At 37.2% G+C, this 25,693-nt stretch carries 20 protein-coding genes and 1 other annotated feature; of the genes, 4 read left to right on the top strand and 16 right to left on the bottom strand.

All coding sequences use genetic code 11. The annotated features are described in order from the left end of the window. Window positions 1-162: 162 nt before the first annotated feature. Window positions 163-975, bottom strand: a complete 813-nt coding sequence (locus K4422_RS07350; protein WP_230710209.1) for an endonuclease/exonuclease/phosphatase family protein — start codon at window positions 973-975, stop codon at window positions 163-165. A gap of 313 nt (window positions 976-1,288) precedes the next feature. Further along, complete coding sequence (locus tag K4422_RS07355) at window positions 1,289-3,469, bottom strand: PTS transporter subunit IIBC (protein ID WP_230710490.1); 2,181 nt, start codon at window positions 3,467-3,469, stop codon at window positions 1,289-1,291. Between the two features lie 339 nt (window positions 3,470-3,808). On the opposite strand from K4422_RS07355, the gene K4422_RS07360 reads away from it, so the two are divergent. Both K4422_RS07360 and K4422_RS07365 read left to right on the top strand, forming a co-directional pair. Then, a complete protein-coding gene (locus K4422_RS07360) occupies window positions 3,809-6,076 on the top strand; it encodes a glycoside hydrolase family 65 protein (RefSeq protein WP_230710211.1) in 2,268 nt (755 codons plus the stop codon). A gap of 255 nt (window positions 6,077-6,331) precedes the next feature. Beyond that, on the top strand, window positions 6,332-7,351 hold the full coding sequence (locus tag K4422_RS07365) for a LacI family DNA-binding transcriptional regulator (protein WP_230710213.1): 1,020 nt from the start codon (window positions 6,332-6,334) through the stop codon (window positions 7,349-7,351). 103 nt (window positions 7,352-7,454) lie between these two features. On the opposite strand, the gene K4422_RS07370 is transcribed toward K4422_RS07365, so the two are convergent. The 13 genes from K4422_RS07370 to K4422_RS07430 all read right to left on the bottom strand — a co-directional run bounded on the left by K4422_RS07370 (window position 7,455) and on the right by K4422_RS07430 (window position 21,624). Continuing rightward, window positions 7,455-7,700: a hypothetical protein gene (locus tag K4422_RS07370; RefSeq protein ID WP_206902422.1), complete on the bottom strand. Its 246-nt coding sequence runs from the start codon at window positions 7,698-7,700 to the stop codon at window positions 7,455-7,457. Window positions 7,701-8,066: 366 nt separating this feature from the next. Beyond that, entirely contained in the window at window positions 8,067-9,023 is a 957-nt protein-coding gene (manA, locus tag K4422_RS07375; RefSeq protein WP_206902409.1) for a mannose-6-phosphate isomerase, class I, read from the bottom strand. Between the two features lie 90 nt (window positions 9,024-9,113). Beyond that, entirely contained in the window at window positions 9,114-10,133 is a 1,020-nt protein-coding gene (locus K4422_RS07380; RefSeq protein ID WP_230710216.1) for a serine hydrolase domain-containing protein, read from the bottom strand. 199 nt (window positions 10,134-10,332) lie between these two features. Continuing rightward, window positions 10,333-11,169: a VOC family protein gene (locus tag K4422_RS07385; protein ID WP_206902297.1), complete on the bottom strand. Its 837-nt coding sequence runs from the start codon at window positions 11,167-11,169 to the stop codon at window positions 10,333-10,335. A 328-nt stretch (window positions 11,170-11,497) separates the two neighbouring features. Next, window positions 11,498-12,265: an acetylglutamate kinase gene (gene argB / locus K4422_RS07390; RefSeq protein ID WP_230710218.1), complete on the bottom strand. Its 768-nt coding sequence runs from the start codon at window positions 12,263-12,265 to the stop codon at window positions 11,498-11,500. Window positions 12,266-12,318: 53 nt separating this feature from the next. Further along, a complete protein-coding gene (argJ, locus tag K4422_RS07395) occupies window positions 12,319-13,509 on the bottom strand; it encodes a bifunctional glutamate N-acetyltransferase/amino-acid acetyltransferase ArgJ (protein WP_230710220.1) in 1,191 nt (396 codons plus the stop codon). A gap of 14 nt (window positions 13,510-13,523) precedes the next feature. Beyond that, window positions 13,524-14,555, bottom strand: a complete 1,032-nt coding sequence (argC, locus tag K4422_RS07400) for an N-acetyl-gamma-glutamyl-phosphate reductase (protein WP_230710222.1) — start codon at window positions 14,553-14,555, stop codon at window positions 13,524-13,526. Between the two features lie 188 nt (window positions 14,556-14,743). Beyond that, window positions 14,744-15,895 carry an acetylornithine transaminase gene (locus K4422_RS07405; RefSeq protein WP_230710224.1) on the bottom strand — a complete coding sequence of 384 codons (1,152 nt, stop codon included), beginning with the start codon at window positions 15,893-15,895 and terminating at the stop codon, window positions 14,744-14,746. A gap of 268 nt (window positions 15,896-16,163) precedes the next feature. Next, the gene (locus tag K4422_RS07410) at window positions 16,164-17,480 is read right to left on the bottom strand and encodes an FAD-binding oxidoreductase (RefSeq protein WP_230710230.1); all 1,317 of its coding nucleotides are present in this window, start codon (window positions 17,478-17,480) and stop codon (window positions 16,164-16,166) included. 35 nt (window positions 17,481-17,515) lie between these two features. After that, window positions 17,516-18,175: a methionine ABC transporter permease gene (locus K4422_RS07415; RefSeq protein ID WP_230710232.1), complete on the bottom strand. Its 660-nt coding sequence runs from the start codon at window positions 18,173-18,175 to the stop codon at window positions 17,516-17,518. After that, the gene (locus tag K4422_RS07420) at window positions 18,160-19,197 is read right to left on the bottom strand and encodes a methionine ABC transporter ATP-binding protein (RefSeq protein ID WP_230710234.1); all 1,038 of its coding nucleotides are present in this window, start codon (window positions 19,195-19,197) and stop codon (window positions 18,160-18,162) included. The genes K4422_RS07415 and K4422_RS07420 overlap by 16 nt, the downstream gene beginning before the upstream one ends. A 28-nt stretch (window positions 19,198-19,225) precedes the next feature. Further along, window positions 19,226-20,068, bottom strand: a complete 843-nt coding sequence (locus K4422_RS07425) for a MetQ/NlpA family ABC transporter substrate-binding protein (RefSeq protein ID WP_230710240.1) — start codon at window positions 20,066-20,068, stop codon at window positions 19,226-19,228. A gap of 84 nt (window positions 20,069-20,152) precedes the next feature. Then, window positions 20,153-20,394, bottom strand: a binding site (T-box leader). A 198-nt stretch (window positions 20,395-20,592) separates the two neighbouring features. Beyond that, complete coding sequence (locus K4422_RS07430) at window positions 20,593-21,624, bottom strand: aromatic acid exporter family protein (RefSeq protein WP_230710242.1); 1,032 nt, start codon at window positions 21,622-21,624, stop codon at window positions 20,593-20,595. A 311-nt stretch (window positions 21,625-21,935) separates the two neighbouring features. Between K4422_RS07430 and K4422_RS07435 the strand changes: the two genes are divergently transcribed. Next, a complete protein-coding gene (locus K4422_RS07435) occupies window positions 21,936-23,858 on the top strand; it encodes a fructose-1,6-bisphosphatase (RefSeq protein ID WP_206902287.1) in 1,923 nt (640 codons plus the stop codon). Between the two features lie 229 nt (window positions 23,859-24,087). Then, the gene (locus K4422_RS07440) at window positions 24,088-24,381 is read left to right on the top strand and encodes a rhodanese-like domain-containing protein (protein WP_230710244.1); all 294 of its coding nucleotides are present in this window, start codon (window positions 24,088-24,090) and stop codon (window positions 24,379-24,381) included. A gap of 40 nt (window positions 24,382-24,421) precedes the next feature. Here K4422_RS07440 and K4422_RS07445 read toward each other — a convergent pair whose 3' ends face one another. Next, complete coding sequence (locus tag K4422_RS07445; RefSeq protein ID WP_277988631.1) at window positions 24,422-25,579, bottom strand: AI-2E family transporter; 1,158 nt, start codon at window positions 25,577-25,579, stop codon at window positions 24,422-24,424. Window positions 25,580-25,693: the final 114 nt, after the last annotated feature.

The raw sequence follows: 25,693 nt of genomic DNA on the forward strand, positions 1-25,693 counted from the left end.
TAGACCCGCTCTTATTTGCCCTCCTTGCAATTGTGGTTCTTCACAAATATTACTATCTAAGATAATAAATACGATTTTTTTGTATTGTAAAAAATGTGACCTCTGCTTTATAAAAAAAATCAGCGGACTGATTGTTTATAATCAGTCCGCTGATTTTTTTATTTATTCCCACAGTGCTGTCACACTGACGCCAAAATGATCACTAACAATTGGCGTTTTATCCCCATTAAATAAGACTTCATGACTTAAAACAGTAAATTCTGGCGTTAAAAAGATATAATCAATTCTTTCCCCATTACTTTTTTCCCAACCGGCAATCTGGGCTAGGGTCGTTTCTTGACCACTCGTTTTTTTGGCGGCATAAAAACTATCTTGTAGCTGCCAATTACTTTCCATGATTTGCTTATACCCTTTTGTATTAGCCGGGTTATTAAAATCTCCCATTAAAACGAGCGGATGAGAATGATCTGCTAAAAAAGCTTGGACTTGCTCCCATTCAAAGGAAAATCCTTCTTGCCACCATGAAAAATGACCACTGAGCACTTGTACTAATTTACCTTCCACTGCAGTTAAGGCAGTCAAAATCCTGCGCGTGTGGTAATCTGTCACATCTTTTGTTTGAGATACCAATGTATCTTGGGCGATAAAAGGTTCTTTGGCTAAAATTGCCACCCCTTCATCAAAACGGTCATAGCCGATATGGTTATAACACCAAGACCAATAATACTCCTTATCCAAACATTGCAATTGTTCTTGCAGACGCAAAGCAAAATTATCTTCACGAATAATGACGTCTGTGTTACTAGGAATAAACCAATCATCTAAAAAAGCCTTCTCACTTGTCATCAACTGATTGACTTCTTGCAAACAAATAACATCGTAGTCATTTGTAGCAATATTTTCAGCGAGGTGGGCCAATTTTTCGGTTTGATTTTCTTCCAACCAACTATGACAATTTAAAGTTAAAAATTTCATTTTAATACTCCTATCTTGCTACTTGTCCCAAGAATAACATACTTTTCCTTCAAAAAAAGTTGCAGACCACATCAGACAATAAGAAAAGCTGGATAAACTCCTTCAACTTGCTAGTGATCCGGCGAGACTTCAATAAATTGTTTCCCAAATTTCTTTAAATTTCGCCTTATTGTCCCAGCGATTTAATTTAACAGACTGGGCAGCGCTAAAGCAGGCAAAGCACAGTTTTTTCTTATGAGAGTTTATACTTTTTTGTAGGGTGAAAAAAAGATTGCGCCGTTAAGACGCAGTGTCTTTTGCGCAATCTTCTTGTTTATAACGCTACTTTTGCAATTGGTGATTTCCCAGTAACTTCGCCAGTTTTTTCTAGCGTCACCGATTCAATTTCAGCTGCATTTGTAAAAGCAACAATAATAGTTGTTTGTTTACCAGCTTTTTGAATCGCAGCTAAATCCATTTGGGCAATCTTATCACCAGCTGAAACTTTATCGCCTTCTTTAACATTTACAGTAAATGGCGCACCTTTTAAATCAACCGTATCAATTCCCATATGCACCAATACCTCTAACCCTTCATCAGTCAGCAGTCCTAAAGCATGTTTGGTTGGAAAAACACTGGTAACTATTCCTGCTACTGGTGCATAAACGGTGCCATTCACAGGTTCAACGCCAAACCCATCACCCATCATTTTTTGTGAAAAAACAGGATCATTTACTTCTGTAATTGCTAAAACCTTACCATCAGCTACATTGACGATAGTTTCGGTTACGCCTTTAAATTTCGTTGCTGCCTTGCTTGTGCTAATTTCAGCAATCACTTCTGTTTGTGGAATCTCCATACCAGAATCAATGGCATCTTGAATATCAGATTTTAAAATATCGGCTTTTGGACCATAAACAGCTTGTACGCCTTTATCTTTCACCAATAGTCCCATCGCACCTGCGTTTTTCCAATCTGGTTCTTTTCCAACCTTAGCTGGATCTTTAACAGAAACCCGCAAACGTGTCATACAAGCATCGACATCCATGATATTTTCTTTACCACCTAAAAGGTTAATCACTTTTACGATTTGAGAATTTGGATCAAGAGAGCCATCTGCTGAAACAGCTGCACTGTCGCCCTCTCCTTTATTGTCATTTTCATAGTTTCCATTACGTCCTGGTGTGGCAAAATTGAATTTTTTAATTAAGAAATTGGCAATGAAGAACATGGCAACCCCAAAGACTAATGTTACCCAAATAAAGTTGAATAAGTCGCCGCCTAAACCAGCCTTTATCGCCATTGGTGTACGCGTTAACAATTCGATATTGCCAAATGAATGAACGCGTAAATGTACGATATCTGCCATTGCAAAGGCTGCCCCTTGAACAACGGCGTAAACAACATACAAAGGCACTGCCGCAAACATAAACATAAATTCTAGCGGTTCTGTTACCCCAGTTAAAAAGACAGCTAGTGCTGCAGAAAGATACATTGATTTGTATGCATTGCGTTTGTCTTTGTCAACATTGCGGTACATTGCAAAAGCTAAGCCCATCAAAATACCAGAAGCTCCAATCATTTGCCCAACTTTAAAACGCGCTGGCGTAAAATGATTTAAAACATATTCATATTGTGACATATCGCCTTGGCCTTTTAAATTTACCAAGTCGGTTGCCCAGGCCAACCATAACGGATCTTGTCCAAACACCTGTTGACCTGCTTGTGCGCCTGACATAATTGTATATGCGCCACCTAATTCTGTGTAGTTAATTGGAATCGTCAACATATGATGTAGTCCAAAAGGTAAGAGCAGCCGTTCCAATGTCCCATATAAAAACGGTGCCAAAATTGGGGCGGTCTCTTGTGATTGTGCGATCCACAAACCAAAATTATTAATTCCTGCTTGGATCACAGGCCAAACAATCGCTAAAACTAATGAAACTAAAATAGAGCGGAAAATAACGACAAAAGGTACAAATCGTTTACCGTTGAAAAAGGCTAAGGCATCTGGTAATTTACGGAAGTTATAATACTTATTGTAAGCTGTCGCTCCCACAAAACCTGCGATAATACCAACAAAAACTCCCATATTTAATGCTGGAGCTTCCAAAACACTAGTAAAAAAACCATTTACCATAATTTTTGTGCCAAACAACGTTTTGGTCAATGCTTCTGGATCTGCTAACATCTCACTTGTAACGCCAAAAATCGCACCTGTGATGCGGTTAATCAAAATAAATGATAGACCAGCAGCAAAGGCACCGCCTGCTTTTTCTTTAGCCCAACTACCTCCAATAGCTAAAGCAAATAAAAGATGTAAATTACCGATAACGGCCCAGCCGATATTTTCAATGACACCGCCTGTGGTCACTAACGCTCCTAGATCTGGATTAATCATTGGTATCGTTTTTCCAATACTAATCATTAAACCCGCAGCCGGCATTACGGCGATTACAACCATTAATGCCTTTCCGAATTTTTGCCAAAACTCAAAACTAATCAATTTTTTCAGATTTTCTTTCACTTACCTTCCACTCCTTTAGTCATTTTCGCTTTATTACGAATAAATAATTGCCTCTTTTGATTGCAGCTTTCAGCGCAATCGGTTTCGTTACAAATTATTATAGCGGAGAGTTTTTTTTCTGTAAAGGTAAACTTTAATTTTTATTTTACTGAAACATTTTCACACTTTTTTTAATTAAAATAGGAAAATAAAATATTTCTTATGGTCAATACTTCATTTCCAGCTCCCAAATATTTTTATTGCAAACTTTTGCAATATATCTCTTGACTAACGCAATCGATTGCGTTTATTATTTACTTAACAAAAGGATACAGGGAGGATTATAAAATGAATCAGATTCAGCGGTTATTTGACATTGACCCATGGAAAATTGCGACGAAAACTTTAGATAAACAAAACAGACGCCTACAAGAATCACTAACAAGTACCGGAAACGGCTATATGGGGATGCGAGGAAATTTTGAGGAGCACTATTCTGGTGACCATCATCTAGGTACTTATTTAGCTGGTGTTTGGTATCCAGATAAAACGCGCGTTGGCTGGTGGAAAAATGGCTATCCAGACTACTTTGGTAAAGTAATCAATGCGGTTAATTTTTTTAGCCTTACGATTAAAGTCAACGATACAACAATTGATTTGGCAACAATTCCCTATGAAGATTTTTATTTAGAACTTGATATGCAAACTGGGATTTTAACCCGTCACTTTACAGTCAAGGTCGCCGACGCTACAATTCGTTTCAACTTTGAACGCTTCTTATCGATTGTTAAAAAAGAATTAGCTGTTCTAAAAGTTACGGCCGAAGTAATTACAGGTAGCGCAACGATTACCATTGACTCTGCTTTAGATAGCAATGTTCGTAACGAAGATAGTAATTACGATGAATTATTTTGGGAAGAAAAAGCAAGTGGTAAAGAAAACGATGCTACTTACTTGACCGTCCAAACGGTACCCAACAACTTTGGAATCGAACGTTTCAGTGTGACTGCGTTAATGAAACACGATCAAAAATCATTAGCGACAACACCAGCACCGTTAGCAATTTCAGATGCTTTTTATTACGAAGCAAAAGCTGGGGAAACAATTTCTTTTGAAAAACGAATTGTTGTTTTAACGAGTCGTGATATTCCAGAAGAAAATCAAGTCGCAAAAGCAGTTGAATTGATGACTGCCTATGATCAATCGTTTGCTACATTAAAAGCAGAACAAGTTGAGGCTTGGAAAAAGCGCTGGGAATTAGCAGATGTTGCTATTAATGGTGATCCTGCAGCCCAACAAGGCATCCGTTTCAACTTATTCCAACTATTTTCAACTTATTACGGCGATGATGAGCGGTTAAATATTGGACCAAAAGGTTTTACCGGTGAAAAATACGGCGGTGCAACATATTGGGATACCGAAGCCTATGCTGTCCCACTTTACTTGGCCTTAGCAAAACCTGATGTCACCAAAAACCTTTTAAAATATCGGCATAACCAATTACCAGAAGCCCACATCAATGCCCAAAAACAAGGATTAGCTGGCGCTTTATATCCAATGGTAACTTTTACTGGGATTGAATGTCACAATGAATGGGAAATTACTTTTGAAGAGATTCATCGGAACGGTTCTATCGCTTATGCGATATACAACTATACGAACTACACTGGTGATGAAACTTATTTACAAAAAGAAGGATTAGAGGTTTTAACTGCTATTTCCCGTTTCTGGGCAGATCGTGTCCATTATTCAAAACGACAACAGAAATATATGATTCACGGTGTAACTGGTCCTAACGAATACGAAAATAATATTAACAACAACTGGTATACCAATATTTTAGCAGCTTGGTGCTTGAAGTACACCTTAACAAGCTACCATCGCTTAAAAGATCGCACTACCGTTACCATCAGTAAAACAGAACAAGATAAATGGGAAGATATCATTGACAATATGTATTTACCTGCAGATGAAGAGCTTGGTATTTTTGTGCAACACGATACGTTTTTAGACAAAGATTTAATGCCTGTAACCGACTTAGACTCTGCTGAATTGCCTTTAAATCAACATTGGTCTTGGGATAAAATTTTGCGCTCTTGTTTTATCAAACAAGCAGATGTCTTACAGGGAATTTATTATTTTTCTGATCAATTTACTTTGGAAGAAAAACGTAAGAACTTCAACTTCTATGAACCTATGACTGTTCATGAATCATCTCTTTCTGCTAGCATTCACGCTATTTTAGCTGCTGAATTGGGCATGGAAGAAAAAGCGTTGGAAATGTATGAACGAACTGCCCGTTTAGATTTAGATAATTACAACAACGATACCGAAGACGGTTTGCACATTACTTCAATGACCGGTAGTTGGCTTGCAATCGTTCAAGGCTTTGCCCAAATGAAAACTGATCACGAAACATTGCGTTTTGCGCCGTTTTTACCAAGCAAATGGGAAAGCTATGCCTTTCACATCAATTACCGCGGAAGACTTTTAGCCGTGACTGTAACAAAAGAAGCTGTCACTTTGAAACTTGTTTTGGGAGAGGCCCTTGCAGTATCCTTGTATGATGAAAGTTATACCTTAGTAGACGAAATCACAGCAGCGATGAACAATTAAGTTGCCTTCACCAAGCTAACTTACAAATAAAATTTTATTTCTAGGTAAAGTTTAGCTTGTTGTGACAGCACTTGTTTTTATCACGTTATCTAAAAAAAGCTGAGACAAAAGCCTACAAACGCTTGTCTCAGTTTTTTGTTTTTTACGCAAAATAAAAAATATCAATTCAGAATAAAGAATTTCGCTAGTTTTCTAACGTCAAAATTGCTATGATAGCAAAAGAATCCATTTCAAAATGAAACAGGGGGGAGACCCATGAGCATCACTGTAAAAGATGTCGCCAAAAAAGCCGGCGTAGCTACTTCGACGGTTTCCCGCGTCATCAATGACCATCCTAGCATCTCTGAAGAAACCAAGAAAAAAGTCCGCAAAGTTATGAAGGACTTAGGCTACGTTCCCAACGTTACGGCGCGCAATCTCGGTAAACAAATTGCCAGTGCGATAGGCATCATCTTGCCTCCTTTAGATTCAAAAGAACGTTTAGGCAACCCCTTTTATTTAGAAACTATCGAAGCGGTCAACGAAGAAGCCAGTACCTATCAAATGTCTGTGGCCGTTGCTTCTGCGCCAGATTTTGATACTCTTTTGGAAAATGTTAAACGGATGCATCTACAAAAACAAGTTGACGGCTTTATCTTAACTTATTCGGATAATCATGATCCAGTTATTGCCTATTTATATGACAATAAAATACCTTTTACTTTAATTGGACAGCCTTATCAAAACGAAAGCGAAATTGTTTTTGTCGATAATGATAACCAATTACTTGGAAAACAAGCAACGGAATATTTAATTGCCCGCGGACACAAAGATATCTTATTTGCTACGAATACGACCCGGGAAAATCTTTATTTTGAGCGCTATTTTGGCTATCAAAAAGCCTTGATGATGGCAAATTTGACGACCCAACCGGCAGTTAAATTTGAAACACCCGAAGATTATGTTGTCTTTGAAGATATATTAAAAGATACCCAGGCTACTGCATTAGTCGTTATTGATGATCTGTTTGCGATGCGTATTATGCAGTTGGCCCAAATTTATGGTAAAAAAATTCCCGACGATTTATCGTTAATTAGTTTTAATAATTCCATTTTCTCCACACTCGTCCATCCTTATATCACTAGCCTTGATATTGATGTCGCTCGCTTAGGAAAAATGGCAACACAAAAATTGATGGAGCAAATCAATCAACAGATCACAGACGGGATTAAAGTCATTGTTCCCCACCAGCTAATCCAACGAGAAACTGTTTTAGACCTAACAAAATTATCTTAATAAAAAACAGATCAATCTAAATACGCCTTAAATGTTCAACGCCAACATTGAACATTTAAGGCGTATTATTGTCATTAATTAATCTTTGCTGATTTTTTAATAACTATTGCAGTAAATAGACCCCCAACAAGCAAAATAAAATACCCATTGCCTCTTTTAAGTTAAAGGGTTCTTTAAAAATAAAAATGCCAATTGGGATTAACGCTAACGTCAATAAACTCGTGACTAAAATCGCTGACATATTCACAGGCCAGCCTGAACGATACATCCACAAATAGCCCACCTCTACAAAAACAATCGCAATTCCCAATAAAACAGTTCCCCAATTTAAATATTTTACTTCTTGCAAAAGGCTAGTTTTATGACTTCCTGATAAAAAAGTTACTAGACATATTAGCCATGCAATTCCGTAAACAATCAAAAGTGAAAAGAACAGATTGCTCTTTTCATTCACACTCTTTGAAGCAAAATGATACAACAAATTAGCAAATACAGTTACGAATAACGGCGCATAAAACAATTGCAACACATCCCTTGCCTTTTTTTCTATTGTACCAAATCTCAAATGCTGCAGTAAAAATCAATAGGCAGAAAAGCTAGACAGCTAGAACAGTCAAAGCACTATTTTTTCTTGTAAAAATTTATCCTTCCTTTACAAATAAAAAACCTGCGGCAAAAATCAAAGTGACTTTTACCACAGGTTTTACTTTTGAAATTATTCTTTTGCACCAGGTTCTGAAGCGATAATGCTGCAGTCACCTTCAACTGTCCAATCAGAAATACCGTTTGGCATAATACAACTTGTTCCCATTGGCATTTCATAAGATTTGCCGTTAACTTTTAATTCACCGAAACCGTCAATCACAGTCATTAACGTATATGGTGCATGAGCGTCTAGATGCAATTCACCTTTAACTTGCCACTCGTAAACGTTAAAGAAGTCAGTTTTCAAATAGGTGATAATACTTGAATTTCCTTTTTTTACTTCTGTTACATTTAATTCTGGTTTTAAAGCTGGTATGGTCGTTACATCAATAGATTGTTGGATGTGTAACTCCCGTGTATTTCCGCTATCATCTTTACGATCATAGTCATACACACGGTAGGTCGTATCAGAACTTTGTTGAGTTTCTAAAATCATAATACCTTTACCAATGGCATGAATTGTCCCACTTGGTACATAATAGAAATCGCCTTTTTGCACTGGCACACGAGTTAATAAGTCATCCCAGCGTTCAGCATGAATCATTTCAGCTAATTCTTCTCTGGTTTGTGCATGGTGCCCATAAATAATTTCTGCACCCGGCGCGGCATCAATGATATACCAACATTCGGTTTTACCTAATTCACCTTCGTGTTCCATCCCATATTTATCATCTGGGTGTACTTGGACAGATAATTCATCTTCTGCATCTAAAATTTTAATCAGTAGTGGAAAAACAGGTTCAGTAGGATTACCAAACAACTCTTTGTGGTTTTGCCATAAATCGTCTAATTTTTGTCCAGCAAATTCGCCATTCTCAACGACACTTACACCATGGGGATGGGCACTAATCGCCCAATCTTCTCCAATTTTATCACTGGGTAAGTCAAAACCGAAAACTGTATGTAATCGATTGCCACCCCAAATTTTTTCTTGAAAAACAGGTTTCATAAATAATGGTTCCATTATCAATTTCCTCCTAGTTGTAATGTTTTGCCTCGTTTGGAAAATATTACTTTCTTTTTTATAACAACTTGTCTTGAAGTATTATACCACTTTTCACGATTTGTGAGCCTTTTCTTTTAAATATAATGTAAGGATCTCATCTCTTTTTTTCAAATAAAGCTGGCGATTATCTATAGGATGTACCCGGTTACTCAAAAAGATAAAACCGCTTTTATTTTCAGGGTCTAATAGCATAAAGGTCCCTGTATACCCAGTGTGAAATAACAACGGACGGCATTTATCATCTACAGTATATTTTAAATCCCAGCCCAAAGATCGTTTGTTATTATGTGTTGGCGTTTGATCTGTCAAAAGCATTGCCACGGTTTCTTCACGTAGATAATCTTGGCCCCAATTTAAATACATTTGGGCAAAAATTTCTAAATCTGACAGGTTAGTAAATAGACCAGCATTTCCAGCTTCAGCTTGTAATACTCGCGCCTTAGGGTCGTGGGTTAAACCTTGCAAAACAGTGCCGTCAGACAAGACTTCCGTTGGTGCAATTTTACTTCTTAACGCCTCAGATGGTAAAAATAAGCTATCATCCATCTTTAATGGTTCCAAAACTTCTGTACGAAAAATTTCAATAGTTGTCTTTTGATATATTTCTTCTAGCATAAAACCTAATAAAATCGTCCCCGCATCTGTATATTGGACAACTTTGCCTAAATTTTCGCCCGGTTGTAATTTTAAATAGGCCGCCTTTAACTCTTCTTTATTTAACTTATCTCGATTGGCAATCCATGTCTTAATATCAGAAGTATGGGTTAGTAAGTGGCGTAAGGTAATTTGCGGATTTCTAAAAGCGGATAGATACTTTTGTAACGGCTGATCTAACTGTATAATCCCCTGTTGGTTTAGACGCAAAACAACGCTCGTGGTACAAATTACTTTGGTTAAAGAAGCCACATCAAACAGCGTATCTTTTTGTAAAGGTACTTTATGAGGTACAATCATCTGAGCACCTACTATCGTTTCATCCACTGCTTCTTTTTCAATAAAGGCAAAAGCCGCACCAGGAAAGATACCTGCAGCCAGTTGCTCTTTAATACATGCTTTTGTTTTTGCATACATCTTATTCACCTTTAATTCTTAGTTGCTTTTTTTGATTTTACCACGTAATTCAAGAAAAGAAAGACTGCACAAACTCGTTTTGCTTTTAAGTATTAAAAGGAATTTCAATGAATTGCTGTGCAAATTTCTCAAGATTTTATCTTTTTATCGTTCAAAAAAAGAATCCGGACTAATCGCCCAGATTCAATCGTTTTGCTTTCTAATGCCGTTTTTTATCTTTACTAATGAACCACCATTCAATTCCGGTTGGATCATAAATTGTAATAATTTGTTTTTTCTGATCGATGAAAAACGCAACGTTTAAACTTGCTAAGTGGTCTGCTAAAGCTAAGATATCTGTAGGTAAAACGCGAAACTGTAAGAAATCAAGCCCTAAAACATCATCTGTTGAAAGATCTAATGTTCCTCCTTGACCAGCCGTTAGTCCCACATGGAAGTTTCCGCCATTTAAAGCCAAAATACCACTCGTTTCATCTTGAACTTTTAGACCAATAACATTTTCTAAAAAATCTTGCTGCTCTTTTAAGCGACTTGTATTTAGATGAAGTTTATCAAAATGAACGTCATCTGATAAACGGGGAAATTCTCCTGTGGCTTTTTGCGCTAAATCAGCAAGATTAAACGCTGTTGGATTTTGATGTTCGCTTTTTGTGCCAAAATAAATTTCCAACTGATTGCCCTCAGGATCTTCAACTAAAATTCCCGTTGCATCGTTGTCTGCTAATGCATCTTTAATTGGATAGTCTGCTTTAATTAGACGTTGTGCCACATCGGCCAACTCCTTTTCAGAAGGAATCACCAAACACAACCGTTGTAATTTCTTAATTTCACCAGTGTGGTCTTGTGCATAAGGACTTTCTTCCAACCACAACAATTCGCTTTTACTTTTGGCGTTGCCAAAAATTGCTAATTCATTTTCTTCTCTTTTCAAATTAAAACCAATAATATCGCGATAAAATTCAATCATTAAGTTTCGATTTTTAACGCGTAATGCCACGGTCTCAAGCCCTGCCGCCGCTAGTGCAAATTCAGCCATTTTCTTTACTCCCCTTCCGACAAGATTATTGTACTTAGAAATCAGTCTTGTCGCAAATGATATCCCTTAGCTACTTTGTAGTAAAAACGTTATCTAAAGAGAATTCATCTCTAAACATTATATCAAATTGTATTTTATCACTTTTTTAAGAAAAATTGGCTCAATTACCTGACTAAATACCATTTTTTCAAAATAATCAAAAAAAATCATTTTTTCTAATCATTCTAAGTGATGGTCTGACAAAAAATATACCGCAACTTGGATTTAAACTTTTAAAAAGAAAAAACCTGCCCGCTTTTTTGCGGCAGATTTTTTTGAAGCTAGTATTTTAATTTGTCGCCAGTACCGGTACTTTTGCTAAAATAGTAGTCCCAGAATTTGTAATGGTGTTATTAATGCATACCGATTGCACACCGGCTACTAGTGCCTTTTTAGCACTAGTGATTTTGGGGACCATTCCTCCAGTAACAATTTTTTGTGTCACAAATTGTTCCAATTGCTCAAAACAAACTTCATCTAACCACACATCATCTTTTTTAATTCCTGGTACATCGGTTAGTAAAAACAATTTTTTTGCCTGCAAACTTGCTGCAACCTGACAAGCTACTTCATCGGCATTAATATTAAGCCACTGTCCTTGTGGCGTGATGCCTAATGGCGCAATAACAGGGATTTGATCCGTATGAAACAAGGTTTCCAATAATGCATTTGAAATTTGGGTTACTTCACCAACGTAACCCAATTTTTTGCGATTAATAAAATCGCCTTGAATCAATTGATTACAGCCGGCATTTAACCCGACTGGTTGTAAACCAGCCTTTTGTAATGAAGTGGTAATCAACGGTTGGACTTGACCCAACAGCACCATCCGGGTAATTTCTAGTGTTTTTTTACTGGTAATACGCAAGCCCTCTTTGACCTCAACTTTTAAATTCATTAATGTCATCATTTTAGAAATATAGTGACCGCCACCATGAACAATGACAATCTTTTTATTTTCTGCCTGCCATTGTTTTAGTTGACTAAAAAAAGCTTTATCCAAATTGTCAGAGGCGATACCGCCCATCTTTACTACGATCACGTCATTATTTTCCATCTTTTCTCACTCCTTAAATTTTGAAATCTACCGAAAACTTGATTTTAAAATCATCAGGTGTGATACAATGCGTTAATTTTGACATAATCGTAGGTCAAATCGCATCCCCAGGCTTTTCCTTGACCATTGCCTTGTTGTAAAGTAACAAAAATTTTAATGACATCTTCAGCCAGTGCTGCTGTCATTTTTTGCATATCAAAAACCGTCGGCAGTCCATTGGCATAAACTATTTGATCCCCTAAAATAATTGTAACCTCCTCAGGATTAATTGGACTTCCGCTATACCCAATAGCACATAAAATGCGGCCCCAATTAGGATCTTTACCAAAAATTGCTGTTTTAACTAATGGAGAACCAACTACTGACTTACTAATCATGCGAGCTATCAAATCATCGCAGGCTCCACTTGTAGTTACTTCAATTAATTTCGTTGCTCCTTCGCCATCTTTGGCAATCATTTTTGCCAAATCTTCCATCACTGTTTTTAAAAGTTCTTTTAGCTTTTGATAGGCTAACGTTTTGGTTTTAATTTCGTGGCCACCAGCAGCGCCGTTTGCCAGTAGTAATACCATATCATTTGTTGACGTATCACCATCGACTGTAATCTGATTAAAAGTTACCTCCGTCAATTCTGAAAGTAATTGCTGTAGCGTCAAACTCGAAATATTGGCATCACAAGTTATAAAGCCTAACATTGTGGCCATATTCGGATGAATCATTCCTGAGCCCTTGCCACAGGCAGCCATGGTAATGCAATGACCATCTATTTCAGTTTGATAAACCACATTTTTTGTAAAGGTATCTGTGGTTAAAATTGCTTTGGCGAAATTATCAGCTATCCCCTGTTTTTGTAAACTTTCAATACCTGCAGTTACCTTTTCCATTGGTAGGGGTTTTCCGATTATTCCCGTTGAGGCGACGGCGACCAAATCTGGTGCAATCTGTAATTTTTTTGCCGTTACCGCAGCCATTGCTTTCGTATTTTTTAATCCTTCATCGCCGGTACAAGCATTTGCATTGCCTGAATTTACTACAACAGCCTGCAATTTTCCAGCTAGTAAAATTTCTTTGGTATAAGTAACGCTAGCTGCTTTAACCTGATTCGTAGTAAAAACGCCAGCCGCTTGTGCTGGTGTCATCGAGTATAGCCAAGCAATATCATGATTTTTATATTTTAGGCCACAGTGATTCCCATCTGCTGCAAAACCTTTGGGTGTGGCGATTGTTCCATTAATTTTTTGCATATCTTTTTTCTCCTTTAAGGAAACATGGGCACATCCCTAAGCCCCGTGTCTTCGTCTAATTGCGCCCACAAATTGAAGTTTTGCAATGCTTGACCACTGGCTCCTTTGACTAAATTGTCAATGACACCCACCACGGTCAAAATACCGGTCTGTGAATTCAAATCCAACCCGATATCACAAAAATTGGTGCCCACCACTTGTCGCAGCTGTGGTAGCTGGCCAAGTGGCTGCATTCGGACGAAAGCACGGTGGTTATAACTTGCAGTATAGGCAGCATAAATTTCATTTTCCGTCACACCTTTTTTTATTTGGGCATAAAGGGTCATCATAATCCCCCGTTTAACTGGGATGAGACTCGTCGTAAAGTGAATATTGGTTAAAGATTTATCAAATTGTTGGAGCACGCTAATAATCTCTGGAATATGCTGATGTTCATTTAATTTATACATCGTCATATTTTCGGCGCATGTAACAAAATGACTACTGTCAGACAACGTTTTACCAGCTCCTGTTAAGCCGGATTTCCCGTCAAAAATTAGCGGAGTAGCTTCAATAAGATTTGCTTTTACTAATGGCATCGCAGTTAAAATGGCCGCCGTTGCATAACAACCTGGGTTGGAGATTAAATTTCCCGGTTTTTTATCCATTAACTCTGGTAAGCAGTACTGTGCCTTTTTTAATAGTTTGGCATCAGCTGGCGTTTTTTTATACCATTTTTGATAAGTAGCGCCATCTTTTAATCGCAAGTCCCCAGATAGATCAATCACTGGAAAATTGGCAGCTACAAAAGGCGCCGCTTCTTCTTTGGTTACGCCAGCCGGTGTTGCAAAAAAAACAATGTCATTTTCTGCCATCACCTGTTCTGGTGTGTACCCAATAATTGTCTTTTCTACTAAATCGTTTAGATGGGGATAAAGTTCGGCACTATTTTTTGTATGTTGCCCGTGGCTGTGTAAAGTTCCCAGCTCCAAAACGGGATGCTTGCAAATCAATCGTACTAATTCAAGCCCAGTATAGCCAGTTACCCCGATTATTGCAGCTTTCATCATCTTGTCACCTCACCTTCTAATTTATAAGCAATAAAACACAAGTTATTAAATTAATCTGATTATAAACATAAGCTTTTTTCACGTCAATGTTTTTTTATTAATTTTTTCGATATTTTTTTATATTTTTATACAAAACATTGAAATTATTTTTTTGCCCTAAAACATTGAATGCGCTGATTAATCACCTATTCTTGTAAACTAAGTTTTGAAAAAGCTTTCTCAAAAATATGCAACCCGTGGATAATTTCTGTGCTCGTAATAATCAGTGGTGGCAAAAGGCGTAAAATATTTTCCCCCGCCCGTAAAGTCAACATTCCTGCTGTCTCTAGCGCTAGCATAAGGTTTGTTACATTTGTTTCTTCCTGTAAAACAATACCAATCATTAAACCTTTGCCACGAATCGACTTAATGAAAGGCGCATTGAGTTTTTTTAATCCTGTCATCAATTCTTCACTACGCATTTTTACATTCTCATAAATATTTTGATCAGTTAATTCAGTTAATACCGTCTTTGCGGCTACCATCGCCATTTTATTGCCACCAAACGTCGATCCGTGACTACCCGGAAGAAAAGATGCACCTAGTTCCTTTTTGGCTAACATCGCTCCAACTGGAAATCCATTTCCTAAGCCTTTTGCTAAAGTTACAATATCTGGATAAATGGCATAGTCTTCAAAAGCAAATAAGCTACCACAGCGACCAATTCCGGTTTGAACTTCATCGACAATTAAAAGACAATCATTCTCACGACATAACTTTGCTACTGCTTGTAACCACTCTTTATCTGCCGGAAGTACACCGCCTTCTCCTTGAACTACTTCTAGCATTACTGCTGCGGTCTTTTTCGTTATCGCCTTTTGTAAAGGTGCCAGTTCGTTAAAGGGGAGATGTACAAAATCTGGTACTAGCGGGTGAAAACCTGCCTGAATGCTTTTTTGACCGGTGGCAGACAGCGCACCATATGTTCGTCCGTGAAAAGACTGCCAAAAAGTTATAATCTGCGTTTTTCCCGTTTTTTTTCGGGCTAATTTAATTGCCGCTTCGTTGGCTTCTGCGCCACTATTACAAAAATAAGCTAAATAATCAAAGCGCTGGCACAATTTTTCCGCAACTTCTTCTTGCAAAGAATTTTGATAGAGATTTGGCGTATGCCACAACTTTTCTGCTTGCTTTTTTAATGCACTATTTAATTTTTTATTCCCATACCCCAAATTACAAACACCAATACCGCTAGTAAAATCCAAATATTCTTTCCCCGTATGGTCTGTTAAGTAACAGCCATTTCCCGACATAATTTCATACGGTTTTCTTTGATAATTTGAAAAAAGATACGACATATAACCACCAACTTTAAGTTTTATGTATTAATATACATAAATATACAATTAACCACAAGAATTATTTTTATTTTTGCTTAAAAAACACAAAAAATATTCGCATTTTGTATAAAACAAACAAAAACAGCCTAAATTTGGTATTACGAGCTAGATTGTGAAGCCGGAGATGGATATACTTGCGACAAAGCTAAAAAGTCTAAATTTACCAAAAGTTTAGAAAATAACTTTTAATAAATTTAGACTTATGAATTAAACTATGCTTTTTATTTTAGTCAAATATCTTATTGGGGTTTAGTATAGCATTGGGATCTAGAGCTGTTTTAAGCTGTCGCATTAAGCCTAATTTTTCAGACGGGAGATTTTTCATAAAGTATTTTTTCTTTAACAAACCAATCCCATGCTCAGCAGAAGGTAAGCCACCTATAGCAGCAATCTTTTCATAAAGCTGATTCAAAAAAGTTGCTAACTGCTCTTGCCAAAGTGTATCTGCCAAATTTTGTCGCATAATACATGCGTGTATATTCCCATCACCAGCATGGCCAAAAAACACACCGTCTAGCCCCAATGTCTCTGTCAATTTTTTCATATAGACAATCGTATCGGTAATCTGATTAATCGGTACTACAATGTCTAATGGTTCTTGTTGGCTACTTTCTTCTACCCCAGAAACAATTGCGCCTCGCAGTTGCCAAATCAGATTAGCTTCTTGGGTTGTAAAAATTTTAAAAGTCGTAATATCAGCTTCTTCTAGCAATTTTTTTAAGCTTTCAATTTGATTTAGACATTCTGCGTTGCTACCATCTACTGTTAATAATAAAAAAGCTGTGCCGGTCATAGTTGGCATCGGAAGTTTCAAAAAATCAGCAGCGTATTTTAAGCCACTTTTTTCAAAAAATTCCAACGCAGCCGGAGTAATTGTTGAAGCTAAAATTTGATAAACAACTGGCGCCAAGTCTGTTAAATTATTAAATCCAATTAATAAACTACGGGAAGTTGCAGGCTTTACGCGCAACTTCAGCTGTAATTGGGTGATGACACCTAGTGTTCCTTCTGAACCGATAAATAAGTCTTTTAAATCATAACCTGAACTATCTTTATTATTTAAACCACCAACAAAGACAATACTGCCATCGGCTAATACCACTTCCATCCCCCGGATATTATCTCTTGTTACCCCATACTTAAGTGCGCGCATTCCACCAGCATTTGTGGCTGCCGTGCCACCAATTGTAGCCGCTTTAGAACCAGGATCTGGCGCGTAAAAATACGGTGTAGGTGCTAAATAATCTTGAATTGCCTGTAGCGTTACTCCCGCCTCGACGGTTAAAGTTAATGTTTGCTCATCTAGTTTTATAATTTGCTGCATCTCTTTTAAACACAGCAAAAATTCCTCTTGCTTGGCAAAAGTTGCCCCCGTGAGTCCGGTATAGCCCCCGACCGTAATAATTTTTTGCTGTTTACTGGCTGCGTCTTTTATACAAGCTACAACTTCTGCTGTATTGGTTGGATAAAAGATTCCAGCTGCATTTCCTATTTCACCAGTCACCTTATTTTGTAAATATGCTACTGGTACTTTTTTGTACACTTGCCTCACCCCCTAACTTTATCACTCCTTAAATCTTAACGGGTAAAATGTTGCGCCAATCGGTCGCCACCCCACTGAATAAGTTGCACCACTACCACTAATAGTAAAATAATCACCACTAAAACCAATGTTTCATAACGATAATACCCATATTGAATTGCCAAATCGCCAATTCCACCAGCACCAATTGTTCCCACCATCGCAGAATATCCCAACAAGCTAATAACTGTTAATACAAGGCCGCGAATTAAGCCCGGTAAGCTCTCAGGAATAATCACACCTAAAATAATTTGTTTGGTTGTTGCACCCTGGGCAACACTGGCTTCTAAAATTCCCGGATCAACTTCTGCAAAGGCCCCTTCTGCCACTCGAGCAAAAAAAGGAATTGCTGCAATAGATAGCGAAATTGCAGCTCCCGTTGGCGTATAAGGGTCTCCTAAAATGGCAGCCAAAAAAGGAATCAGGGTTACCAGTAAAATGAGAAACGGTAATGATCGAATCGCATTAACGATAAAACCTACTGTCTTGTGGAGGAGGATATTTTGATGAAATAAAACATTGCTAGCTAAAAACAACAGTAAACCAATTAATCCGCCAACTATAACACCGATAATTGTCGCGACAGCCACCATATAAAAGGTGTCTGCCAAAGCTTTAGGCAAATGCTGTTGTAAAATTTCTACGGTTTCTGCCATTTGCTTTCCTCCTTAATTTCTTTTGTGGCAAATACTTTTTCTGCTAATTGCAAGACTGCCTTTTCCAAATTTTCTTTTTCTCCGGTTAAATAGACCAGCAAAATACCAATTACATCATTTTGAATGTATTCAATTTTTCCATGGATAATTGAAATAGCTACATCAAATTGTTTGGCAACATCTGTAATTAAAGGAGCCAGCGTATTATCCCCTTGATACCGCAATTCAATTAAGCGTCCTTGGGCTAAATCCGGTAGCAGCTCTTGAGGTAAATGTAGGTTCAAATAACGCCCCACTAATTTTTGCGTAATAAGCGCCTTGGGATTTGCAAAGATATCGTAGGTGGAAGCCATCTCCACCACTTTTCCTGCTTCCATCACTGCCATGCGATGAAAGAGTTTTTTAGCCACTTCCAATTCGTGGGTAATAAAAACAATGGTAATTCCTAATTTCTGATTGATTTCAGCTAAAATTCGCAAAATTTCCTCTGTTGTCTCTACATCTAACGCACTCGTTGCCTCATCACACAATAAAATTTCTGGATTATTCGCTAGTGCTCGGGCGATACCAATTCGTTGCTTTTGACCACCAGACAATTGATTGGGGTAGCTATCCATTTTATCGCTTAAATCAACTAAAGCCAGCAATTCTTTTACCCGTATCGGCAAAAGATCCTTATCACAATTACCTGCTTTTAGCGCAAAAGTAATATTTTCTGCCACGGTTTTATTATTAATCAAATTGAAATGTTGAAAGATCATCCCGATTTTTTGACGGAGCTTGCGTATTTGATCTGTCGGCAATTGCGTAATTTCTGTCCCATCAATTTTAATACTGCCTAAACTAGGTCTTTGTAAGAGGTTTAGCGTGCGGATTAACGTACTTTTCCCTGCACCACTAAGTCCTACGACCCCAAAAATCTCACCTTGCTTGATTGTTAAACTAACATCTTTGACAGCAGCAAAAGTCTTTTTTTTCTGGGTAAAATTGACTGTCACATGTTCTAAAACGATTTTATCCATCCCAAAACTGTCCTTTCTAAAAACCGATTTATTGCCAATCAGCCGGTTTATCAAAGTCTTTAAAATCTGATTTTGCAATGGCATCTTTAAAGTCTTGACTAACAAGGGCTGCTTGAATGACCTTGGCTAACTTAGTATCTTTATCTGCAGTGCGTACCACAAATACATTTTTATATTCTTCTTTTAATTTTTCCAAAGCCAAGGCATCGGCCGGATCTAGTTTTGCTGCCCAGGCGAAGTTGCCGGGTACTAATGCTAAATCAACAGTATCAATTGACCGCGCCAATTGTGCTGCGTCAAGTGTCTTAAATTCCAAATTTTTAGGATTCTTATCAATATCGTCTACTGTTGCTTTTGTTTCATCCACATCACCTTTAATTGTGATTAAATTATTAGCTGAAAGTAATTGTAAGGTCCGGGCCAAGTTAGAAGCATCACTCGCAATCGCTACAGTGGCACCTTCTTTGATTGCAGCTAAGTTTTTTAATTTTTTAGAATAAATCCCCATCCCTAACGTGGGAACAGTCCCAATCGCAGTTAGATCCAAATTATTATCAGCAGAAAATTTTTCTAAATAGGCGGTGTGTTGGAACAAATTTGCATCAATTTGTTTCGCATCTAATGCTTTATTGGGCTGAACATAATCATTAAATAATTTGGTAGTCAATTTAAAACCATCTTTTTCAACTAACGGTGAAATGACATCTGTCACCATATCCCCATAAGGTCCTGGTGCTACGCCAACGACAACCTCTTTTGTAGCACTATCAGAAGATTTTTGTGCCGCTTTTTTATTTTCACCACCGCAAGCTGCCAGCGTTATTACTGCCCCGAATGTCACAATCCCTGTTACTATTTTTTTCAATTTCATCTTTTTTCCTCCTTTTTTAATTTCCTGCTTTTACTTTGAAAGCTTATAAATAAAAAAGCTCTCGTCCTTATTTTGCCTAAACAAAATAAGGACGAGAGCGTAAGCTTTTCGTGTTACCACCTTTATTCATCGAACAATTCGTCCGACCTCATCATAGTACGTGTTCATACTACTGTGCTATAACGGGCACTCCCGTCAACTGCTTGTTCAAAACTCACAGTTTCCTGCTCAAAGACCATTTTCCAGATGCCCTTGTTTACTTCTTTTCACCCACCGAAGCTCTCTTTAAAACGCATCATCTGTACTTATCTTATCGTCGGATTTGTGTTATTGCTAGCAATGATAAAGGATTATGCGCTTCTCGTCAACCTAAAAATTATAATTTTCTGATATTTCTGTCAATAAAAAAAACTGATTACGTCATTTTTATATTGGAATAATGTGATTAAAATACTGTTTTTCTAAAAATAAAATAGACTTGGCAAGCGCCAAAAATATTTTGCCGTCTGCCAAGTCTATGTCACTTATTCATCTGTTGCCAGTTGTGCTTCATAAGCAGCAACTTTTTCTGGATGATGCTTTTGCAAAAAACGCTTTTTAAAAATTAGAAACTCTTCTAAGTCCATCAAAATATGGTACAGGCGCGCTTTGCGTAAAAATTCTTCTTTGGTTTGCGGCAAACTGGCATCTTCAATCTTTTGCACCAATTGGTCCATCATGTGCAGTTGATGAATTGGTTGACTCATCTCCCCAAAATGGGCTGCAATTTCATTTAAAAAAGCAACAATAACGGCAGAATCGCTCTTAATACGGCGTAATTTTTTTATTTCATAATGCAAATTATGCAAGACATTGCACTGCTGTGTCCGCATTTCAAAATAATCTAAATAAAAATCATCGGTTAGCGGTAAGCGATTTTGCTGGTAGGCAAAAGCTACTTGAGTATAGTTGTGCAACTCTTTTTCCAAGCCGATAATATCATCCCACACGTGATTATTAACCTCGCTGTCGGCCAAATAGGCAGCTAATTTTTCAAAAACGATTTTAAACTTCTTTTCGCTGATTGTCCGGCAGTAATTCAAATATTTTTTTTGGCTTTCATAATGCTGAAAGTGATTTACGACAATCGCAATAAAAAGACCAATCACCAAAAGCCAAAATTCATTGATTATCGCTGCTAGCGTAAGAGCTTTTCCTGCTAATAAATGGGTAAGCACAACAGCATTGACCGATAATGTGGGCAATAGATTACGCGCACTTAAACCAAATGTCAAAAGTACGAGAATGACACCATAACTTATCCATTCTAACTGGTGAATGGGTTGGATAAAAAAAGCTAACAAAACCGTTACCAAAAAAGTGCCTATTCGTTGTAAACACAGACGCCACGTTTGCACTTTAGTAGTTGAAATCGTCAATAGCGTGATAATCCCCGCTGAAGCGGCGAAGTTCAATCCTAATAATTCTGCCAGTAAAATCGCCAGGGCACTGCCGATCCCAATTTTTAAAGCATAGCCTAAATGTTGTTGCCACGTATTTTTCGTTAATAAATTCATCAATCGTCTCCTTTATTTTACAATTTTATTTTATTATACTGGAAAAACAACTGTAATTGGGGGTCTACTTTGTTCTTTAAAAGTTCTTTATTTAAAAATGATTCCTTATCTTAACTTTTCAGTAAGCACCACTTTTTTATGTCTACATCACGCATTTTGCTTTTTATATTTTCTTTGATAACTTTAAGTTTTTGTATATACAACTATACCAATAAAGCATTTTATGTATGAATTACTTATTTAAAAGCAATTTATTACCTATACATAAAAGGAATCATTTGCTATATTATTACAATAGCGGAGGTGATAATTTGGAAAAGAAGTATTACCAATTACTTAAAGAAAAATTTCCAAAAAAAGAACAAGTCTTAACCGAACTGATAAATTTAGAGGCTATTGTGCAATTACCCAAGGGAACAGAACACTTTGTTAGCGATCTTCACGGAGAATTTGATGCTTTTGATCATGTTTTGCGTAATGGTTCAGGTAGTGTCAAAGAAAAAGTTAAAGAGTGTTTCCAAGCTATGCCCAAAGTCCCGATTACCGATTTATGCACCCTTATTTATTACCCAGAAGAAAAATTGGCGTTACAAAAAGCTTCTTTAAAGCCACAAGCATTAATCGCCTATTATAAAGAAAATATTCCTTATCTTCTGCAAGTTACCAATTATGCTGGACGCAAATATACCCGCTCAAAGGTTCGAAAAGCACTCCCACCGCAATTTGCCTATATTATTGAAGAATTACTAACTGAAGTAGATACAAAAAAGGACAAAATCGATTATTTTACTACGATTGTGAATCGTATTATTGAATTAAACCAAGCACCAGCCTTGATTACTGCCTTATGTAAGACGATACAACGCCTTGTAGTTGATCATCTTCATGTAGTAGGCGATATTTATGATCGGGGACCTAAACCTGATCAAATAATGGAACGCTTAAGCAATTTACCTTCTGTCGATATTCAATGGGGTAATCACGATATCGTCTGGTTAGCAGCTGTTGCGGGTTCTCCAGTAGCCGCGATGAATTTATTACGGATTTCTTCTCGCTACGGAAACTTAGATATTTTAGAAGAGCGTTATGGTATCAATTTACGCCCTTTAGCGACCTATGCTCAAAAATACTACGAACCAACCCCGGCTTTTAATTTAAAAGCCGAAGACATGCACACATTTTCTGAAGCTGAACAAATTTTATTCAATCAAATTCAGCAAGCAACTGCTATTTTGCAATTTAAATTGGAGGGCCAATTAATCTTGCGCCGTCCGGAATTCTTATTAGACAAACGCAATGTGCTAACGTTTATCGATTATTCCAGTCAAACCATCACGCTTGATGACGTCGTGTATCCACTGGTTGATTTCAATGGCCCTACTGTGGATGAAAAACAACCACTAACCTTAACAAAAGAAGAAGAAACCTTAATTGCCCGTCTCCTTTCTTCCATTCAAGAATCTGAAAAACTAAAACGCCATATGGATTTTATGTTGGCTTCAGGATCTATGTATTTGTGTTATAACGATAATTTACTATTCCACGGGTGTATTCCGTTACATGAAAATGGCGATTTAAAATCGCTACGAATTAATGGCCACAATTACGCCGGCAAAGCATTACTCGATTTTTACGAAGAACAAGTCCGTAAAAGCTATTTAGACCCTAGTTGCCATGATGATTTTGCCACAGATATGCTGTGGTATTTATGGACCGGGGAAAGTTCTTCACTTTTTGGTAAAGAAGCCATGACAACTTTTGAACGCTACTACATTGCTGACAAAAAAACGCATATTGAAAAGAAAAATCCTTACTATCGCTTACGTAATGATGAAACAATTTGCCAAGAACTGTTAGCCGAATTCGACTTGCCTCATCATGGCCATATTATTAACGGGCATACACCTGTTAAAGAAAAAAAAGGAGAAGATCCAATCAAGGCCAATAGTAAATTGATTGTTATCGATGGCGGTTACGCCAAAAGTTATCAAAAAACGACCGGTATTGCTGGTTATACGTTATTATCCAATAGCTATGGTATGCAACTAGCCGCTCATCAACCCTTCACCTCGGTTGCAGATGCTGTGAAAAACGGGACCGATATTATTTCGGTTAAACGCCTAGTGGATGAAGTTATCCACCGTACGAAAGTAAAAACGACCAATACTGGCGTTAAAATCTGTCACGAAATGGCGGATTTAAGTTATCTCTATCAAAATTTCGACAAAATTTAAGCAAAAAACGCCAAAACAAAACAATTGTTATTGCTAAAACAGGAATTTTATTTCCTGTTTTTCTGTTTTAGCGATTCTTTTATTCATATATAACCTTAATAAAACAGTATGAAAATCGTTTACATTCATTTTCTTTTCATTATTTTATCAGTTTGAGCGAAAAATGTTGAATTTTATGGCGAAATATCCTAAGATACAAACATCTTACAAAAAGAAAGAAGGATGAAAGATGACTTCAATTTCCGTACAAGATTTTAACTTGCTACGACAAAACGAAGCGCTGAACATCTTAGATATTCGCGATTTACAAGACTTTGAAATGAGCCATTTGCAAAACGCTGTTTCAGTACCAGCGACTAGTCTTCCTAATGAATTAAATAATTTAGATAAAAATGCGACTTACTATGTGATTAGCTATTCCGGACGTCGCTCAGAAATCATCGCGAGTTTCTTAGAAAATCATGGCTTTCACGCCATTCATGTTATTGGCGGTATGCGTGATCTAAAAGAATTAGCAGCTTAAAAAAAGCGCTGTGACAAGTTATTTGTCATAGCGCCTTTTTTTATTGCTCTTCTTCTACGTCTTCTTCGTGATAATATTGGGAAACATCTTTATACCACTCAAAAAGGTGTGTAATTAAAACTTTGGCCGCCGCGTAAACAGGAATCCCCAGAATAACCCCCACGACCCCAAATAATTTACCAGAAGTTAATAATACCAGCAAAATAGTAACCGGATGGACCGAAAGCTCATTGCCTAATACTAATGGCGAGATCAAACGCCCTTCAATAGTTTGTTCGATAACAAAAACTACCAAAACTTTTACCAGCATAATCGGACCCGCAACAATTCCTAAAAACACCGCTGGGACCATTGCTAAAAACGAACCTAAATAAGGAATCAGATTTAAAAATCCAGCTGCAACACCTAATGTGACCGAATAATCCAAACCAATAATAGAAAAGCCGATAATAAACATAATCGAAACCGCAAAGGCCACTGTTAATTGGCCTCTGATATAAGATGAAACCTGATCATTCATTTCTCTTAATACTTTTAACGTCGGTTTGCGAACTTTATTTGGCAAGAATTTAACAAAATAAGGTGCTAAATTACGGCCATCTTTTAAAAGATAAAATAAAATAAATGGCATCGTAAAAATCGCTACCAAAGTTGATGCCACTGCCCCGACTATTTTGCCAATGCTAGAAATAGTTGAGCTAGAAATATTACGAATGAAATCTGTCAGCCAGGTTGTGATTTTGTCACCATAACTATCAAACTGATCTTTAAAGGTACCAAACATTGGGTCGTTTAAAATTTCATTGGCCTTTTGGTCGATAACATCCAAATAATTGGGAAAATTATCAATAAAGCTGGCAGTTTGTTCGCGAATTTTGGGCACGATAACCACCACACCCCAAGTAATTAAGCCAATTACTAATAAAAACAATAAGATGATACTATAAATTCGTTTTAGCCCCTTTTTTTCCAAGTAATCCACCGCGGGGTTCATCAAATAATAAAAGACCCCAGCTAAAACAATGGGTAAGCCCACGACACCGACAAATTGGGCCACTGGCTCAAATAAATACGAAACCTTCGTAAAAGCATTTAAAATCAATAAAATTAATAAAATAATTAACAACGCTGTCACAAACTGATTATTCAAAAACCATTTCCAAAACCACGACAGCCGTTTCTTCTCTTTTTCCATCAGTAACCTCCTTAATTAGTTGTCATTAGTGTTTTTTTTAATGGCGATACGCTCATAATCACATTACACCAAATTTTGATTTTATGCGATTTTAGTTTATTTTCCATTTTTTGTTAA

The organism is Enterococcus sp. SMC-9, from assembly GCF_021011285.1.
Classification (GTDB): domain Bacteria; phylum Bacillota; class Bacilli; order Lactobacillales; family Enterococcaceae; genus Enterococcus_C; species Enterococcus_C montenegrensis.

What these genes read in the sequence shown, in the direction of transcription:
- K4422_RS07350 (WP_230710209.1), bottom strand. Translation starts at nt 975, where the DNA reads ATGAAATTTTTAACTTTAAATTGTCATAGTTGGTTGGAAGAAAATCAA.
- K4422_RS07360 (WP_230710211.1), top strand. Translation starts at nt 3,809, where the DNA reads ATGAATCAGATTCAGCGGTTATTTGACATTGACCCATGGAAAATTGCG.
- K4422_RS07365 (WP_230710213.1), top strand. Translation starts at nt 6,332, where the DNA reads ATGAGCATCACTGTAAAAGATGTCGCCAAAAAAGCCGGCGTAGCTACT.
- K4422_RS07380 (WP_230710216.1), bottom strand. Translation starts at nt 10,133, where the DNA reads ATGTATGCAAAAACAAAAGCATGTATTAAAGAGCAACTGGCTGCAGGT.
- K4422_RS07385 (WP_206902297.1), bottom strand. Translation starts at nt 11,169, where the DNA reads ATGGCTGAATTTGCACTAGCGGCGGCAGGGCTTGAGACCGTGGCATTA.
- argB (WP_230710218.1), bottom strand. Translation starts at nt 12,265, where the DNA reads ATGGAAAATAATGACGTGATCGTAGTAAAGATGGGCGGTATCGCCTCT.
- argJ (WP_230710220.1), bottom strand. Translation starts at nt 13,509, where the DNA reads ATGCAAAAAATTAATGGAACAATCGCCACACCCAAAGGTTTTGCAGCA.
- argC (WP_230710222.1), bottom strand. Translation starts at nt 14,555, where the DNA reads ATGAAAGCTGCAATAATCGGGGTAACTGGCTATACTGGGCTTGAATTA.
- K4422_RS07405 (WP_230710224.1), bottom strand. Translation starts at nt 15,895, where the DNA reads ATGTCGTATCTTTTTTCAAATTATCAAAGAAAACCGTATGAAATTATG.
- K4422_RS07415 (WP_230710232.1), bottom strand. Translation starts at nt 18,175, where the DNA reads ATGGCAGAAACCGTAGAAATTTTACAACAGCATTTGCCTAAAGCTTTG.
- K4422_RS07420 (WP_230710234.1), bottom strand. Translation starts at nt 19,197, where the DNA reads ATGGATAAAATCGTTTTAGAACATGTGACAGTCAATTTTACCCAGAAA.
- K4422_RS07425 (WP_230710240.1), bottom strand. Translation starts at nt 20,068, where the DNA reads ATGAAATTGAAAAAAATAGTAACAGGGATTGTGACATTCGGGGCAGTA.
- K4422_RS07430 (WP_230710242.1), bottom strand. Translation starts at nt 21,624, where the DNA reads ATGAATTTATTAACGAAAAATACGTGGCAACAACATTTAGGCTATGCT.
- K4422_RS07440 (WP_230710244.1), top strand. Translation starts at nt 24,088, where the DNA reads ATGACTTCAATTTCCGTACAAGATTTTAACTTGCTACGACAAAACGAA.